This window comes from Reichenbachiella sp., from assembly GCF_033344935.1.
In the GTDB taxonomy this organism is placed as follows: Bacteria; Bacteroidota; Bacteroidia; order Cytophagales; family Cyclobacteriaceae; genus Reichenbachiella.
Genome location: NZ_JAWPMM010000001.1, coordinates 4,760,493 through 4,777,766, shown reverse-complemented (window position 1 = coordinate 4,777,766; position 17,274 = coordinate 4,760,493). Strand labels below are relative to the sequence as shown.

At 40.2% G+C, this 17,274-nt stretch carries 17 protein-coding genes; 10 read left to right on the top strand and 7 right to left on the bottom strand.

The genetic code is table 11. The annotated features are described in order from the left end of the window. Position 1: 1 nt before the first annotated feature. The 3 genes from R8N23_RS20475 to R8N23_RS20465 all read right to left on the bottom strand — a co-directional run bounded on the left by R8N23_RS20475 (position 2) and on the right by R8N23_RS20465 (position 3,460). On the bottom strand, positions 2 to 487 hold the full coding sequence (locus R8N23_RS20475) for a hypothetical protein (protein WP_318173472.1): 486 nt from the start codon (positions 485 to 487) through the stop codon (positions 2 to 4). 59 nt (positions 488 to 546) lie between these two features. Then, positions 547 to 1,563, bottom strand: coding sequence for a TerC family protein (locus R8N23_RS20470; RefSeq protein ID WP_318173471.1), 1,017 nt, complete (start codon positions 1,561 to 1,563; stop codon positions 547 to 549). A gap of 109 nt (positions 1,564 to 1,672) precedes the next feature. Continuing rightward, entirely contained in the window at positions 1,673 to 3,460 is a 1,788-nt protein-coding gene (locus tag R8N23_RS20465; RefSeq protein WP_318173470.1) for an ABC transporter ATP-binding protein, read from the bottom strand. Between the two features lie 119 nt (positions 3,461 to 3,579). Between R8N23_RS20465 and R8N23_RS20460 the strand changes: the two genes are divergently transcribed. The 10 genes from R8N23_RS20460 to R8N23_RS20415 all read left to right on the top strand — a co-directional run bounded on the left by R8N23_RS20460 (position 3,580) and on the right by R8N23_RS20415 (position 13,598). Continuing rightward, positions 3,580 to 4,161, top strand: coding sequence for a TIGR00730 family Rossman fold protein (locus R8N23_RS20460; RefSeq protein ID WP_318173469.1), 582 nt, complete (start codon positions 3,580 to 3,582; stop codon positions 4,159 to 4,161). A 73-nt stretch (positions 4,162 to 4,234) separates the two neighbouring features. After that, complete coding sequence (locus R8N23_RS20455) at positions 4,235 to 5,509, top strand: DUF2851 family protein (RefSeq protein WP_318173468.1); 1,275 nt, start codon at positions 4,235 to 4,237, stop codon at positions 5,507 to 5,509. A 93-nt stretch (positions 5,510 to 5,602) separates the two neighbouring features. Next, a complete protein-coding gene (locus R8N23_RS20450; protein WP_318173467.1) occupies positions 5,603 to 6,871 on the top strand; it encodes a hypothetical protein in 1,269 nt (422 codons plus the stop codon). Beyond that, on the top strand, positions 6,861 to 8,219 hold the full coding sequence (locus tag R8N23_RS20445) for a N,N-dimethylformamidase beta subunit family domain-containing protein (RefSeq protein WP_318173466.1): 1,359 nt from the start codon (positions 6,861 to 6,863) through the stop codon (positions 8,217 to 8,219). The genes R8N23_RS20450 and R8N23_RS20445 overlap by 11 nt, the downstream gene beginning before the upstream one ends. A gap of 38 nt (positions 8,220 to 8,257) precedes the next feature. Continuing rightward, positions 8,258 to 8,896, top strand: coding sequence for an acetyltransferase (locus R8N23_RS20440; protein WP_318173465.1), 639 nt, complete (start codon positions 8,258 to 8,260; stop codon positions 8,894 to 8,896). A gap of 69 nt (positions 8,897 to 8,965) precedes the next feature. Beyond that, the gene (locus R8N23_RS20435) at positions 8,966 to 9,823 is read left to right on the top strand and encodes a nucleoside phosphorylase (RefSeq protein WP_318173464.1); all 858 of its coding nucleotides are present in this window, start codon (positions 8,966 to 8,968) and stop codon (positions 9,821 to 9,823) included. Further along, positions 9,820 to 10,164 carry a tRNA-binding protein gene (locus tag R8N23_RS20430; RefSeq protein WP_318173463.1) on the top strand — a complete coding sequence of 115 codons (345 nt, stop codon included), beginning with the start codon at positions 9,820 to 9,822 and terminating at the stop codon, positions 10,162 to 10,164. The genes R8N23_RS20435 and R8N23_RS20430 overlap by 4 nt, the downstream gene beginning before the upstream one ends. Beyond that, positions 10,164 to 11,036, top strand: coding sequence for a GNAT family N-acetyltransferase (locus R8N23_RS20425; protein WP_318173462.1), 873 nt, complete (start codon positions 10,164 to 10,166; stop codon positions 11,034 to 11,036). Before R8N23_RS20430 ends, R8N23_RS20425 begins: the two co-directional genes overlap by 1 nt. Further along, the gene (locus R8N23_RS20420; protein WP_318173461.1) at positions 11,029 to 11,799 is read left to right on the top strand and encodes an EcsC family protein; all 771 of its coding nucleotides are present in this window, start codon (positions 11,029 to 11,031) and stop codon (positions 11,797 to 11,799) included. The genes R8N23_RS20425 and R8N23_RS20420 overlap by 8 nt, the downstream gene beginning before the upstream one ends. A 5-nt stretch (positions 11,800 to 11,804) precedes the next feature. After that, positions 11,805 to 13,598 (top strand): AMP-dependent synthetase/ligase, encoded by a 1,794-nt coding sequence (locus tag R8N23_RS20415; protein ID WP_318173460.1) that lies wholly within the window; start codon positions 11,805 to 11,807, stop codon positions 13,596 to 13,598. On the opposite strand, the gene R8N23_RS20410 is transcribed toward R8N23_RS20415, so the two are convergent. The 4 genes from R8N23_RS20410 to R8N23_RS20395 form a co-directional block, all read right to left on the bottom strand. Then, the gene (locus tag R8N23_RS20410) at positions 13,595 to 14,059 is read right to left on the bottom strand and encodes a YybH family protein (RefSeq protein WP_318173459.1); all 465 of its coding nucleotides are present in this window, start codon (positions 14,057 to 14,059) and stop codon (positions 13,595 to 13,597) included. The genes R8N23_RS20415 and R8N23_RS20410 overlap by 4 nt on opposite strands. A gap of 72 nt (positions 14,060 to 14,131) precedes the next feature. Beyond that, a complete protein-coding gene (locus R8N23_RS20405; protein WP_318173458.1) occupies positions 14,132 to 14,587 on the bottom strand; it encodes a doxx family protein in 456 nt (151 codons plus the stop codon). 11 nt (positions 14,588 to 14,598) lie between these two features. Then, positions 14,599 to 16,071: a vanadium-dependent haloperoxidase gene (locus R8N23_RS20400; RefSeq protein WP_318173457.1), complete on the bottom strand. Its 1,473-nt coding sequence runs from the start codon at positions 16,069 to 16,071 to the stop codon at positions 14,599 to 14,601. 35 nt (positions 16,072 to 16,106) lie between these two features. Beyond that, positions 16,107 to 17,252, bottom strand: a complete 1,146-nt coding sequence (locus R8N23_RS20395; protein WP_318173456.1) for a transporter — start codon at positions 17,250 to 17,252, stop codon at positions 16,107 to 16,109. Between the last annotated feature and the right edge of the window lie 22 nt (positions 17,253 to 17,274).

Genomic DNA, 17,274 nt, shown 5'->3' with positions numbered 1-17,274 from the left:
CTTACTGGAAATAGCGTTTGAGCCAACTGTTTTTTGCTTCTACTTTCCAGTCGGTTTGAAATGAACGAATGTCGGAAACCAAATTGTTAAATGTTAACGTGTCCGATTTAATATTTCCATTTTCAACCTCAGATTTGATTCCGTTTAAAGGTATTTCAACAATCTCATCATTAACAAGGAAACAAATTTTTGTTCTGTCAAAGAAATTGATTCCCAGTTCCTGCTCTAGGTTCTTAACAAGTGCAACGGAAGCATCTATGGAACATCCGCTTGCCTGATTGAATGATTCGTCGACACTAATCACCAAAAATTTATCATGGATAATTTGGAACGAACTCTTTAATGCCTGTCCATGTGCAGCCCATTCTTGTAGAAAGGAGTTGCATTTAGATTCAATTTGAGATTGTTCAGCTGTGGAAAGTTGTTTGTCAGCTTGATATATCCAAACACGCGAGGTGTCAGCCATTTCGTCAAATGGGATGTACATAGTTTACTTTTTATAAGTGCCTAACGAAAATTAGACATCAAAAGTAACGATAAAGTGTATTAATTTTTAGTGGTTTCCACTGGCTCAACGATTTTCTCCTCTTCTGGAAACATGATAGACAGAACAATAGAAAGAGTAAGTGCTGCCATGATAACAATGAAAGACCAGATGATAGGAATATGAGCGTGCTCAATACCGAATGCCATTTGAAATCCCTGCTGCACTATGCTCATTTCCATAAGCATTTTTACGCCAATGAATATTAAGACAATAGAAAGGCCTTTTTGTAGTAGATAAAAGCGATCCAATATATTGGCCAATAAGAAGAACATGGCACGGAGTCCCATAACGGCAAAAATATTTGAAGTATAAATCACAAATTCATTTTGTGTGATTGCAAATGCCGCAGGGATGGAGTCTACTGCAAAAATTAAATCAGTTGATTCGATGAGAAGAATGACTAGAAAAAGTGGAGTAAACCACAGTTTTCCTTTTTCTATGAATACAAATCGTCCACCTCTGTCTTCAGTAGAAATGGGAAGTACCTTTTTAGCCCATCTGGTAAGGATATTTTTTTCTGGCTCGATTTCCATATCATCATCTTCATTGAAGATTTTGATACCCGAGTAAACCAGGAAGACACCAAAAATGTAGAGTATCCAGTGAAATTCACCGATGAGTAGGGCTCCCAGAAATATGAAAATTGCTCTGAAAACGATAGCACCTAAGATTCCCCAAAACAGAATGTCATGGTAGTACTCATCTTTAATCTTGAAGTACCTTAAGATTAGCAGGATAACGAAAATGTTATCAACAGAAAGGGCCTTCTCCGTAACGTATGCAGAGAAGTACTCTAAGGCGTCATCGGCACCGCCTCCGAAAAAGTAAATAAGCCCGCCAAAAATACACGAAACTACTATCCAGAATATGGTCTGTAGCAGCGCATCCTTTTGCGTGATCTTGGAAGGTCCTTTGTGAACGAGTCCGAGGTCTACTGCAAGGAAAAGGATGATTACAATTCCGAATATGCCAAAAAGCAAGGCTTCGTTAGTGCCCGAAAACAAATTGAGAATCATGGGTATGTATCTTGGTGGTTTTTAGTCTGTTATTCGCTACTTCCGATTAACAAGGCGCAAAGGAAGTGATTATCAGGGAGATAATGAAATTTATAGCAGAATTCTATACTTAATTAACCAATTGAAGGTTGACTAGGTGGTGATAGGTGCCTTTTACATTGTCAATGAGCTCATTGTGAGCACCAGATTCTTCAATCTTTCCATTTTCGATCACATAGATTCTATCTACCTCTTTGATTGTTGCCAATCTGTGAGCAATAATCAATGTCGTTCTGCCTTTCATCAATTCATTGAGTGCAAGCTGTACTTGTTGTTCGGACTCGGCATCAAGCGAACTTGTAGCTTCATCTAGGATTAGAATAGATGGATCTTTTAAAATAGTTCGAGCGATGGCAATTCGCTGTCGTTGGCCGCCAGATAATTTCACTCCTCGTTCTCCTACTACGGTATCGAACCCTTCTGGAAAGGAGATGATAAATTCTAACGCGTGCGCCTTTTTTGCAGCCAGCTCAATTTCTTCTTGCGTGGCATTAGGTTTGCCATAGGCAATGTTTTCTCTGATCGTACCACCGAAAAGGATAACTTCTTGAGGTACAATTCCAATATTCTTTCTGAATGCAGTAAGATCATACGAGGCGATATCCTGACCGTCTACCTTTACCGATCCTTCAAAGCCATCATACAATCGCATGAGTAGATGAGCGATTGTTGATTTTCCAGCACCACTTTTTCCTACTAAGGCCACTTTCTCGCCCGATCCAACCTCCATAGAGAGATTATTAAGCACAGGCATATCCTGTCTACTGGGATATTGAAAATTCACTTGATCAAAAGAGATGTCACCTTTGAATTTCTCTAATTCTGATGGTTCGGGTGCTTCTGTCTCAGAGGATTCATCATGTATTTCTAAGATTCTCTCTGATGCACCAATGGCTCGCTGAACTTGCCCGAACAAGTCTCCAATGCCGGCAATCGATCCGCCAATAAAAGCTGTATAAAAAGCGAAAGAGGTTAAATCTCCCAAGGTCATTTCTCCTCTTTGCAATAAAAGGGCTCCATACCAAAGGATAGCTACCATTCCTCCAAACAATGCAAAAATGATAAACGAAATAAAACCCGCTCGAAAGGTGGCAGTTTTTAAGGCGAGTGAAACTACTTCATTGAGTGATTTTTTATATCTGGCTTTTTCGAATAATTCGTTGGTAAAAGATTTCACAGCCAATATGGACTGTAATGTTTCTTCCACGATGGTTGAAGAATGGGCCAATTCATCTTGGGACTGGCGAGATAATTTTCGGATTTTTTTTCCAAAGATCATGGCAGCGATGATGATGACCGGAAGTGTCATGATCATGAAGGTGCTGAGTGCCGGCGTTATCACAAAAATGATTACGATTCCTGCAATCAATGTCACGATCTGGCGTATAACTTCAGCTAATGTTGTGGAGAAAGTGGTCTGAAGCAAGGTGACATCAGAAGACATTCTACTCATCAATTCTCCAGTGCGATGACGATCATAAAATGTAATGGGCAGATAGAGTAGTTTTTTATATAGGTCAAATCGAACATCAGCCATGGCATTTTCACTGACTTGCGCAAAGAGATAGACTCTAAAAAAGGAGAAAATTCCTTGTAAGAAAAGGATGGAAACTAAGCTCATGGCGATGCTGTTGATGTCATTTAGCCACCAGGTCCCTTCACCAGAGGCCACATCAATTAATTTTCCAGCTATCAAAGGAAAGGCGAGTAAAAGAAAACTACCTAGAACCAAGAAGACCAACCCTATTACAAACTTGGATTTGTAGGGCAATAAGTATTTGAAGATACCATAGAGCTTGCCAAAATTTTCTTTACTGAACGCCCGCTTCTCTTCTGCTTTTATTTTTTCCTTGGCCATAGCAATGCTTAAAATGTGCGCAAATTTATCTTTATCAGTTCACACGTCCAACCTTTTATTCAAAGAGGATTTATCAAATGATATATTCAAAGTTCCTCTGCAGCCATTATATTAGTTTAATGAAAAGTATTTGTGTGTATTGCGGCTCCTCCTTAGGCAAAGATGTACGCTATGTAAATGCAGCTACAGAGCTTGGTACGGCGTTGGCGACCAAATCAATTAGGTTGGTTTATGGTGGTGCAAGAATAGGTATAATGGGAGCCGTAGCCCAAGCTTGTCTGAGCAATGGAGGATATGTGACCGGTATTATCCCTGAATTTTTGGATCAGGTAGAAATAACAAATACTGATGTCTCAGAGTTGATTCAAACCAAAAATATGCATGAGCGAAAAACGATTATGGTTGATAAGTCTGATGGTTTCATCGCGTTGCCTGGCGGATTTGGAACATTAGAAGAACTGGCAGAAATCTTGACCTGGGCACAACTGGGGTTGGTTAAAAAACCGATAGGCATTTTGAATATCAACAATTTCTATGAAAAACTATTGACATTGTTTAAGCATATGCATGAAGAGGGATTTGTAAAGTTTTCTAATTTGAATTTATTTGTGACTGATGAGAATGTAGAAGGGTTGTTACAAAAAATGGAAGACTTCGATGGAGGGGACGCTTCATTCGAACAGAAATTGGATTTAACCTAATTTTGACTTTATACAATCAGCGGTTAAATTGGATATAAAGCGCTAATCATTTCATCACCCAACCTAACCAACCGTGAGGGAATCATTTTTACATTTCATCTGGCAATTCCAAAAGTTTAATAATGCATCATTGACCACGCATGACGGACAACAAATCCAAGTATATGCTATTGGTAATTATAATACTGATGCCGGGCCCGATTTTCTGAATGCAAAACTATTGATAGGAGACATCACTTGGTATGGTCATGTGGAGCTGCATTTGAGATCTTCTGACTGGAATAGGCACCATCATCAACAGGATGAAGCTTATAACAATGTAGTTCTACACGTGGTATGGGAGCATGATGCGGAAGTACAATTGGCTAATGGGCAAGTGCTTCCCGTGCTAGAACTACAGGATCGAATCAAGCCCGAGCTACTCAAAAAGTGTAATCAATTAATCAAGAGTCCAGAAAAAATACCCTGTGCTGATCAGTTTGGTCAGGTGAAGGACATTGATAAAATATCCATGCTTGAGCAGGTGGGTGTGATGAGATTGAAGCAAAAGTCTGAGTATATTCTGCATCTTTTGAATAAAAACAATGGAAATTGGGAAGAGACAACTTATCAGTTGCTGGCTAAAAATTTCGGTTTTAAAACCAATGAAGAGCCATTACTTAAATTGTCCCAAAGCTTAAGTCACAAGGTAATAGTCAAACATGTAGAAAAAATTGATCAGATTGAAGCGCTAATTTTTGGTATAGCGGGATTTCTTCATGTGGACGGAGATGCTTATGGATCGGCGCTAAAAAAGGAGTTTAGTTATTTATCTAAAAAGTATAGACTTCAGGATTTAACCTTATTGAAAGCTGAATGGAAATTTTTGAGGCTAAGGCCAGGGAATTTCCCAACGGTGCGTTTGGCACAATTTTCTTCTTTTCTTGCCAAAAATGTAAAGTGCTTCGATCAATTTATTCATTTTAGAGATAGTAAAGAACTTCAAAGTATGTTCGACTTTGAGGTATCAAACTATTGGCAAAAGCACTATGACTTTGGAAAGTTGAGAAAACGACCGACGAAGAATATAGGGAAAGCGAGTATAGATTTGATTTTGATCAATTCTGTGGCACCTCTATTGGCAGCTTATGCACAATATACGGATGAAGGCAGCTATATGGATAAAGCGGTAGAACTACTGCAGACTGTGAAGGCAGAAAATAATTTCATTTCCAAAGAATGGAATGACTTGGGACTAAAAGCCAAGGATGCTTTCGATAGTCAAGCGATGATTGGGCTTAGAAAGGAATTTTGTTTGAAAAAGAAGTGTCTATCCTGTAAAATTGGGGTCAGCTTGATTAATGGATAAGTATAAGTAACCAACTTCAACCTTACTTTTTCATATTGTCAAATGGCTGTAATGGATTACCCAATAATTTTCACTTGAATATTACCGATTAAAATGAAATGGTTTTTGATGTTGGTTGGTCTATTTGCAATCGTCTTTATGATTCGGCAGGTTTGGAGATATGATTCAACAGATCAAAATTTGAGGCAATTTTTTTTCCCTGCTTTAATTTTCAAGGTGCTGGCTGGATGGGCGGCAGGATTAGTTTATCAATATTATTATAACGGAAATGGAGATATCTTTCTATTCTTCAATACCTCTTGGGATTTGGTCTCTACCTTGATCAATGATCCGTTTTCACCAAAGACAGCCATCCTATCTAATCAAGGGCTGGCACAAGTACTTAGTTCGCTCAATTCAAGAACAATTTTTTTCTTAGGTTTTCTTTCTATTCCAGTGCTGTTTTCTGGAGGTGTCTATTGGATCTGTTCTCTCTATGTATCAGTTATAAGTTTTCTTGTTACATGGTATTTTGTCAGGACTTTAGTGTTTAATTATTACAGGCCAGAAATATTGTATGCCAGCGTGGGAGCTTTTCTTTTTTATCCATCAGTGGCTTTTTGGTCCGGAGGTCTTTTCAAGGAGTCTCTTTCTACAATAGCTATTTTTCTTTTGCTTGCTTCTGTGATAAGCATGGCTCATGCTCCAGGGAGGCAAAAAATTATATACATGGTGATATCTCTCATTAGTGTTATCATTCTTGCAGGAGTTAAATATTATTTGGCAGCACTTGCTGTGCCTGTGTTAGTCCTATATCTATTGATATTCAAATACAATCAGGCTAAGGGCAAGGTGATTCAGTTGGCTTCAATTATGGGCGTAGTACTGATTTTTTTTATTGCGCTCTCTTTCTTTAGCCCAAACCTTAACCTGAGCATTTTACCAGAAGTAGTGAATCGAGAATACTTGCGTAAGGTCATAGAAGCTCAATCTGAAAGATATGTTTACTATCCGAATCTTAACGCTAGCTGGGCTGGACTAATCGTGAGTGCTCCAAAAGCTCTCTTTGTGGGTCTATTTTCTCCTTTGACTTTTAATACAAATAACCCATTTCTATTTATAGCGAGTGTTGAAAATTTCGTCGTTTTATTTGTAGTCTTTCTGGCTATTTGGAAAATGGTAAAACAGGGTAGCCTGAATCTTTCAAGAGAAGTGTTGTTTTTACTTTTGTATGTCATTATCGCGAGTATTTTGCTTGCGCTGACAACACCAAATATTGGAACACTATCTAGGTACAAAATAGCCTATATGCCATTTTTTTTCTTTGTTAGCCTTATGGTTTTGTTCGCTCCAAAAAAGATAGCTTCTACAAATGAAAAATAGATTCAAATGGGGATTGATCATGTTTGCTATTATATCTGTAGCATTTGGTTTCAATAAGGCCTTCCAGTATTTGTCAGACAATAAACTGTATGCTCAGTTTGTATTTGACCAATGGTACGGAGCGAAGGACAGTCCGGTTGTAGACGGGTATACAGATAAGCAATCTTACGATTGGGGGGACACATGCGAGGTTTTTATCAACTCAGCTAGTCAAGGATCTGTTTGGTTAAAGTTGTATGATATAAATGATCAAGCAGTAGACTCTGCGTGGGTAGAGGTAAAACCACAAACAGCAAGTGAAAATGGGAGTGAGAAGGGATATGGCTATCAGAAAACATTTGAATATGTGATTCCAGAGCTCAAGGGTGGAATCTATTTATGGGAGAAGAAGGTGCCTGTTTTAGTGAAAGGAGATGAGGCCAAAATAGGTGTATTGTATCCGTCGAATACTTGTAATGCGTACAATATTTCTGGCGGAAAGAGTCTATATGGCATGTTTTCCCAGCAGGCCACACAAGTATCTTTTTTGAGACCCACTTTCCCTTATGTTTCTTTTCAATCCTTTCATGGCCTGAGGCATTTTTTCAATCATAAGGAATTCCAATTTTCATACTTATCTGATTTAGATATGGATCGTAAAGAAAGTTTAGAAAACTTGGAAGTTTTAATAATCGCTGGCCACAGTGAATATTGGAGCAGACAAGCCCGAAAGAATTTTGACTGGTTTATCTCCAAAGGAGGACATGCTATTATTTTATCCGGAAATACCATGTGGTGGCAGGTCAGATATTCTGATAAGAATGACGTCATGATTTGCTATAAATCTATGGAAGATCCAATTGAAAATCCACTATTGCGAACGGTAAATTGGTCGGACCCTTCACTTAATTACCCTATTGGAGAAAGTATTATCTCAGATTTTCTCCAGGGAGGATATGGTAGAAAAAATGGTATTGGTTTTAATGGCTACAAAGTAGTTGACAAGACCCATCCACTTTTTCAGGATGTGCGAGAAGATAAACTAGATATTCTGAATGTCCCTTCCAAGGAATATGACGGGGTGTTGATGAAATACAAAAAAGGTGAACCCATTGGACTGAATAATGAATCGTTCGCCAGAACAGAATTATTGGCTTATGATTCCCTTGGCGATAACCGAAATGGTGCCTTTGTCTTTGGTAAAAAAGCGGACTCAACTGGAATTATCTATAATGTGGGCACTATGGATTGGTGTAGTGGTTATGGCTTAGGAGGCAAAGATTCCACAGCGCTCAAAGCCATTACTGATAATATGATTCGTTTGTGCCTTGCAGAAAGCCAGAAAATTCCTGTTAATCTAAGAAAATAAAATAGCGATTCAATTCACACTTTCTCTACCTTTGCGGCATGGAAAATCCCGTAATCATTTTTGGTACTGGCGGCCTAGGTAGAGCTGCACTTGAAATCTTTGAATCTAATGGAAATGTCGTTTATGGCTTTTTGGATGACGATAAAAAACTCCACGATACAGAAATTGACAATATTCCAGTTTTAGGCAAAACTACGGATCAGGGATTCCTAAAGTTAATAGGTCAAAAATGTGAGGCTTTTGTGGCTACCGATGATAGCAAAGAGAAGCAAAGCATTGCTAAAACATTGATCGAAAAGCGCAAAGTGATGCCAACCAATGCTATCCATGCTTCTGCACATATCGCCAAGTCAGCAGTATTGGGTCATGGCAATTTCATCAATGCTAATGTGACTTTGGGAGCTGGTTCAGATTTGGCTAATCACTGTATTCTACACAGTGGCTGTACAGTTGACCACGATGCTAAATTGGGTGACTTTGTGCAGATAGGGGCCGGAGCTACTGTAAGTGCCAATGTGACTCTTGGGGAGAATGCATTTGTAGGCGCAGGCTCAGTGCTAGTGAGCGGCATCAAAATAGGGAAAAATGCCAGGATAGGAGCAGGATCCGTAGTCATAGCAGATGTGGCTGATGGAGACACCGTATTTGGTAACCCTGCCCAAAAGGTAGACGCATAACGGCCCATATATGCTTATCCTCTTTTAGTTTTTGCTATCTTTTCAGGAATTATTTTTCTTGAAAAGAGCATGGCCCAAATTTCTGAAACAGACCTTATTTTGAATCCTGATGGAAGTGTCTATCACCTCCATTTAAAACCTGAGGATATCAGTGATACGATTATCAGCGTAGGTGACCCTGAACGCGTGGCCAAAATCACAGATCGATTTGATCGCGTAGATTTTAAGAAATCATGCAGGGAATTTGTCACCCATAGGGGATTGTATAAAGGCAAAGAACTGACTGTCATGAGTACGGGTATGGGCACTGACAATATTGAGATTTTCCTCAATGAACTCGATGCGCTCGTCAATGTAGATCTTTCCACTAGAACGATCAAAGAACAAAAAACCAGCCTCAATATTATTAGGATAGGTACCTCTGGAAGTATGCAGGAGGATATTCCTGTAGGTTCACTATTAGCGACAGAAATAGCCGTGGGCTTCGATACTTTGATGTGCTACTATGAATTGAATCAGTCGCCAGAAGAGGAGTCTCTTTCGAAGTCGCTCCAATCTGAAACAGGTTTGCCTTTCGCGCCGTATGCTGTGGCTGGTTCACAACTTTTGAAAGAAAAGCTGGCCTTTGATATGTTACACGGTAACACAGCCACTTGCCCTGGATTTTATGGGCCTCAAGGAAGGACCTTACGAGCGAAAAATAAACTGCCTCGATTTATGGATACATTGAACCAATTCAGACAAGGCGATTTTAGGATGACCAATTTTGAAATGGAGACTGCGGGATACTATGCCTTAGGGAGATTATTGGGTCACGAGGTGCTGAGTTTAAATGCGATTCTAGCCAATCGAGTCACTCATGAGTTCGCCTCAGAGCCAGGAAAAATAGTTGACGATTTAATTCAAAAAGTATTAGATAGAGTATGAGTCAAGAGTTAATCAATTGGGGTGATTTTGAAAAGGTAGACTTGAGAGTAGGAACTATCCTTACCACAGAACCTTATCCAGAAGCTCGAAAACCGGCTTACAAACTCACGGTTGATTTGGGCGAAGAGATTGGTGTAAAAAAATCCAGTGCACAGATCACAGCGCTATATTCTTTGGAAGAGCTTGTTGGAAAACAAGTGATATGTGTAGTCAATTTTCCACCAAGGCAGATCGGGAAATTCATGTCTGAGGTATTGGTGACTGGTTTTGCTGATGAGCAAGGAGATATTGTTCTATCCTCTGTCGAAAGAAAATTACCGAACGGAGCTAGACTTTGCTAATGGCTTCTTCCTTGCATTATCGGACGCTTACTAAAGGTGACATGGGTCAAATGCATAGGTCATTTGTAGAAGCATTCTCAAACTATCAGGTCAATATGAAAATGTCTCGAGAGGCCTTTGAGGACCGAATGCTGTATAAATTAAATATCAATTTCGATCTATCTCCGGCTGTTTTTTCTGGTGACAAACTGGTAGGTTTTATTTTCCAAACCATCAATGAATACGAAGGGCAATTGGCAGCTTACAATGGTGGGACTGGCGTCATCCCAGGTTATCTAGGTCAAGGGCTGACCGCCAAGCTGTACGATTTTATAACGCCTCAACTGAAGGTGGAAGGAGTAGAAAAATGTGTGCTTGAAGTATTGACAGATAATGACCAGGCGATTAAAGCCTATACCAGATCAGGATTTGACAAAACGAAAACCTTTCAATGTTTGATGCTGAAAGATGGCTTTTTGAAAAGCAGTTTTGATAATTCAATAAGTGTGAAGGAAGTTCGAGAATTTACTATCGAAGAGTATTTGGCATTAGGAGATATAAATCCAAGCATGCTCGATCAATTGACCCAAGTCAAATATCACTTGGCTAAGGAGACAATTCTAGAATGTCGAAACGCAGATGAGATAGAGGGCTACATTATTTTTCAACCAAAAAATGGAAGAATTACCCAATTAGCCGTAGACAATAAGCATAGGAGGAATGGAGTTGGGACAGCATTGGTAAGCAGGGCACATTTGTTGAGTGAAAGCAAAACAATGTCAGTTCTAAATATTGAATCCAAACATGAAGGAATCATTTCATTTTTTGAAAATTTAGGTTTTACCAAGGATCTGAAGCAATTCGAAATGCAGAAAATATTAGTAGATGTCTAATTACGAAGAGAAAATAGCCAGAGAATTGGCAGAGTGGCAAGTGACCATGCAGCGTACCCCCTCCGTCTCCAATGCAGCTATTCGGAAGATACAAACCAAGATAAATAGTCTGTTACCCAACAAGCTACATCAGGTCATTACCAAAGTGATCAAAGAACTGACAAGAGCGGTATTGTTCGGAGCAGATTTTACTACCAAGCCTTCAACAGAGGTTCGATCGATGATGGATATCGAGGAGCAGGTCAAAGATAAAATCAATAAATACACTTCCACTGCCACTGCCGAAGGCGCCATTACAGGATTTGGAGGGTTTGTAAGTGGTTTGGCTGATTTTCCACTTTGGTTGTCGATAAAGATGAAGATGCTTTTTGACATTGCGGCATCTTATGGGATAGACACAAAAGATTATAAGGAGCGGTTATTTATCCTTCATGTTTTTCAACTGGCTTTTTCTAGCCAAAAGCGCAGGAATGAAATCTATTTGATCATCAGCAACTGGGAGGTGCAAAAAGATAAGTTGCCTACCGATATCAATGCGTTCGATTGGCGGTCTTTTCAGCAGGAATATCGAGACCATTTAGATCTGGCGAAATTGCTGCAGTTGATTCCAGGAGTGGGTGCCGTAGTAGGGGCCTATATCAATCATAAGCTGACTAATCGACTAGGGAAAACAGCCATGAACGCCTATCGAATGCGAAGATTGAGTCCGGACAAAATGGATTTAGAAAAATCGAAAAAAGCGCTTCCGAAACATCGGAAATAATTATCTTGGAAGACTACAACAAAAACAAGATGACTCCTACACGCGTATTTGACTTCCTTCATTCACAATTAGAAAACAACCCATTACCTAAGGCCTTAAATTATAAGGAATTTGGTCAATGGAAGGGCTACAGTACTGAGGAGGTCGTCCGTATTGTCAATGAGCTGAGCCTTGGCTTGCTGGCTATGGGTATGAATCCAGGAGACAAGGTAGCCATCGTATCACCCAATAGACCAGAATGGAATTTCATTGATTTTGCGTGTCAACAAATTGGCGTGGTGACCGTGCCGATGTATCCTACCATTACGGTTGATGATTATGAATACATATTTCAGCATGCAGAAGTAAAAATGGTTTTTGCTGCAGACAGTGAGTTGATAGAAAAGGTGAAAACAGCTACAGCATCTCTCGACATCAAGCACATTTATTCTTTTGACCAACTGGAGGCAGTAACTCATTGGAAAGAAGTACAAGCAAAAGATCCGAATGGAGATTTAGCCACTGTTCGCCAGCTGATGGAAAAAGTTCGGCCATCTGATTTACTTACGATTATATATACGTCGGGTACCACTGGCAGACCCAAAGGAGTGATGTTGAGTCACAATAATATCGTGTCCAATACTTTAGGTGTATCTGCCCGTACCATGGGCTGTATGTCACCTGGTGTTGACAAGACTTTGAGTTTCTTGCCCATGTGCCACATCTATGAGCGTACTGCCATTTATGTATATGTGCATAATTCTCTTTCGATCTATTATGCAGAGAGCATGGATTCGATTGGAGAAAACATCAAGGAGATTAGCCCTCAAATGTTTACCTGCGTGCCACGCTTGTTGGAGAAAGTATATGACAAAATCGTATCCAAAGGTTATGAGTTGCCATTGATGAAAAGGAAGCTTTTCTTTTGGGCTATCGATCTTGGTTTGAAGTACGACCCCAACGGAGACTTTGGCGGTTGGTACAATTTCAAATTGAAAATTGCTCGCAAGCTGATATTTTCAAAATGGAGAGAAGCATTAGGTGGAGAATTGAAATTGATATCGTCTGGAGCAGCGGCTTTGCAGCCTAGATTGGCAAGAATTTTTTGGGCCGCAGAAATCCCAGTTTGCGAGGGCTATGGGTTGACCGAAACTTCGCCTGTCATTACTGCTACAGCACCATTTCCCGATTATGTGAAAATTGGAGCTGTTGGAAAGCTAATAGATGATGTAGAAGTGAAAATTGCGGAAGATGGTGAAATTCTCTGTAAAGGGCCCAATGTGATGATGGGCTATTACAAAGCTCCAGAATTGACTGCCGAGGTAATTCAGGATGGCTGGTTTCATACTGGCGATATAGGAGTGATTGAAGAGGGCTTTTTAAGGATAACCGATCGGAAAAAAGAAATGTTCAAAACCTCAGGGGGTAAGTATATCGCGCCACAGCTGATGGAGAACAAATTCAAAGAGAGTGTATATATCGAGCAGATTATGGTCGTGGGTGAAGGACGAAAATTTCCATCGGCACTTATTGTACCTAATTTTGAAACGCTAAAAGACTGGCAAGCAGATCATGGCATTACAGCTCTAGACAACAAGCAATTGATCGCACATCCAGATGTTATCAAATTGTTTCAATCAGAAATATCCCGATACAATGAAGAGTTCGGCAACTGGGAGCAGATCAAAAAGTTTGAACTCGTGGAAACCGTTTGGGGAATTGATACCGGAGAGTTGACTCCTACCCTCAAGCTAAAGCGCCGAATCATCAAAGACAAATTCAAAGAGCTAATAGAGCGTATTTATATGATGTCGAGCTAGAGGTTACTTGATTGCTCTATTGAGCTTGCGTGATCTTTTATAACTACCCATTTACCATTTTGTTTTTCAAAATCGTAGCTAACAATCATACGGTTGAAATAGGGTTTCCCGTCTCTGTCAGGTTCTTTATACAATACTTCTACTACTGCCATCCCAAAGAATGCTCCTGCTTGCACATGAATTATTTTTGATTCAAATGTCCAGGAATTGTCTTCGAACCATTCTAAATGGTAGTCTAAAAATGCTTCAGTTGTATTTAAGATTTCTTGTCCCGGTAATATTAAAAGCAGTTGTCCTTTTTCAGGTATTGTACCTTTAAGATGATTAATGTCTCTGTTGGCTACAGCATCAAGATGACGTTCAATAGTATCTTGAACGGCCCTTTTTTCAATATCAAGAACAGTGGATCTGCAAGAAAAGAGAGCAGTTGCGCAAGTAATAAAAACGAAAACAGTCTTCATTTAAAGTCGATTTAATTTCGCTTTCAAATCTAATAAGTCTTTGAAATAAACAAAAAACTAGCGTCGGCCTCTTTAGTCTCTTGAGTTTTTAGTGTAGATCACCAGCGTTGCACTAATGATCACAAGGTTCTTCATGATATATTGGCCTACCATGCTAAACCCAAATGGAGGGTGAGTGAAAACTTGTTCGGGAAAGAAAATAATGGGAGAGAAAGTCCCTCCCATATGAACAAGTAATCCCCAAATCACATATTTGGATTTGATTCTTAATATAAGGGCTAAGCCAATCAATATTTCTCCAAAGGCGAGCACCCTGAGAAGAAATTGTTTGTCAAACAAGTGAAAGGTGATCAGATCCAAGGTATCTCCAGCCAATACTTCGGCAGGACTATAGTTCGGAAAAAACTTCAAACCACCGAACCACAGGTAGATGATACCTATGCTGGCTTCGAGCAATTTCATACCGTGCCTATCAGCAAGTGCAAAAAGCCTGTCATCTATTTTTTCTGATAATTCCTTTACACTCATGACTCTAAATTTTAGATAGCCTCTTTGTCTTCTCCTACTAGCTTGAGGTATTTTTTGTAAATGTCTCTGGCTACATTTCTACCCAAATTCAAACCTTCGATATTATCAGCTTGGATATGGTACCCACCCATGACTCTTGAGATTCCGGCCATTTCAGCTGCTTCGGTGAAGGTGGGGAAGTTCAAAGTGACCGTATCACCCAAGTTGTTAGGCTCCGTCATGATGCCGGGTACCAAGTCTACTGAAGCTCCGAATGTGTCATCACCCTTAAACAATCTTAGTGCTTCTGCACACCCACCACTTATGGTACTGTGTCCAGATACATAACTAGGAAAGGGAGGACATAGGAATGTTTCAGGGGAGTAAGGTCTCCACTGTGATCCATCCATTTCGGTCATGCCTACTTCTGGGCCGCCCCAAGCTTTGATTATCTGATCTTGGTAATAGTCGTGGACTAGAGCATAAGGCCTCGCATAATCATAGTACATTTTCGAATCCCAGCAAGCAATAAAGCCATCCATGGCTACTGCTTCTACCAGGAAATACATTTTAACATCTTCATCCAAAGTATGATTGTCTCTGACAGATACATTTTGTGCAAAGATTAGCCAGTGCCCTGCCTGCTGCACAGACTTAGGGCCATCTCTCATAAATTCTACCAGGGCACGGTTTTCATCTGTTAGATTAGCTTGAAGATCGATCACTTCTTTTACTTCCAATTCCAATTGATCAGATCCCACCATTGGAGGAGGCCCTGGTCTGAACTGGCTGGATGAATCCAACATCAATGGCTTGACCAGTTGCCAATATGGAGTCAAGCAGCTTGGTGCAAATTTGCCTCCTTTGCCGTCGGCAAAATACTTAGGTTGCCATCTGTTGATGTCTACATTTTTGTCTACTGAGTTTACTGGAGCATACTCGGTGTAATCGTAGTATGGTTTTCCCATTTCGCCTGACAATTCACCATATTGGTTTGAGCCATCGCCTTTTCGTCCTTCGATTACTGCTTTGGCAGCTAAGTTTCCAATTCCTACTGGAGTAGTTGGGTCCATCGACTTATCATCCGGGTCCAGCCCGAGCTTAACCATAAACTCACGGTACATAGTGGAATCAGAATAATAGTATTCGGACATGGAACGATACGCCGCATAGCTGATGGCTATTTCTTTATTGCGTGTAGTGAGTTCATCCGTCGGACGTCGATCCACACCTGATAGGTACACAGGGGTGGCTTTTTCGTCGTATCGTGTCCAGGCATCAAATATGGAAGTGAAGATTAAACCTAAAAACCTGCTGGTAATTGTTGGTCGTGGCTTAAACATGTCTGTGTCATTAGCCGTTGCCTCCAAAGCTATTTTTCCCCACTGGTAAGCCACATTCTCTGTTCCTCTAGGCTCTTCTTTCATCTCGGCTTTTTTTTGACTTGGACTACAGGCAGGAGTCAATAGAGCGATGATTATCGCAAAGTGTATTAATTTGTTCATGATATTAGTTTTACTTGTTCGTTCAATTTTTAATATTAGTTGCTCTCTTCATTCCAGCTAGGCACAAAGTCTTTGAGCATATCTTTGCCATGTGTTTTACCAAATCGATAAGTAAATGTGAAGCTCAGCAGATAATCAGCGAAGGCGGCGTCACCATTTCGGTATTCTCCTGTCTCAGCTGTTCTTTCTTTGTCAGAGTAGCTTTGTACTCTATTCCTATACAGAGCAAAGGGAATACTTACATTCACGGCAAAGTTATTTTTGCTATAAGCCACTCCTGGCTCAATAGATATGGCATATCCAGGACGTCTGTACCCCGAGCTGCCACCAATCAAATCATAGGAAGGTACACCTTCGATTCGTCCACCTGCATATAAGCTGAAACCGTGTATTTTGGTATTGTAAAATGTTCCAATTCTGGCAGCAAACTGATCCGGGCAAGAAAATTCACTTGAGCCTGATCTGGTGAGGGTGCCATTGGTTTCTTTGGGATTCAAGAGGTAGAATAGGTTAGACGCAAGAACGAATTGTGCTGACAGTATATGATAACCTTGCACATCGAGTGTAATCCCAGTGCCACCATCTCCAGGCTGGATCGATTGATCTACCACAGTATATCTTGTCTCGTCTCTTTTGTCTCCCTGATTGTAAAAATTGTCTTTATAGTCATAACTTCCAGTTGGCAATTTCAGTCCTAACCCTATGGCGTAGTTGAAACTTTTGCCTTTTGAGGGATCCACTAACCAGTAGCCTATGCCCATTCGAATATCTGCCAATCCTTTAGCTGAGGTATGATGCCTATCACCTAGTCCATTAGGCGGATTGCCGCCGTGTTCGTACATCGATGAACGATCGTGGTAAGTAAATGGAATGGTGAGCGTCCCATATAGTCGATCAGTAATCCCATAGGAGAGGGATAGATCGAGGAAGTAGCTCTTGTTTATTACTTCGGTGCCATTTTCTACACGCTCGGTTTCTTCATGACTTCCACGGAAGTGACGGAAAGATTTGAAATAGCGAAATCCTGTATTGGCAAATAATTCACCTTTGGATGTACCAAAAGTATTTGATAGACCAGATGCGCATCCGCTGAATCCTCTGATGGCTACGCAGCCTTGTGCAAATAAATGATGCGAGCCAATAACAAGAATGACTAAGAGCACTATACCTTTAGCTTTCATATAATTTTTTGATTTTGATATA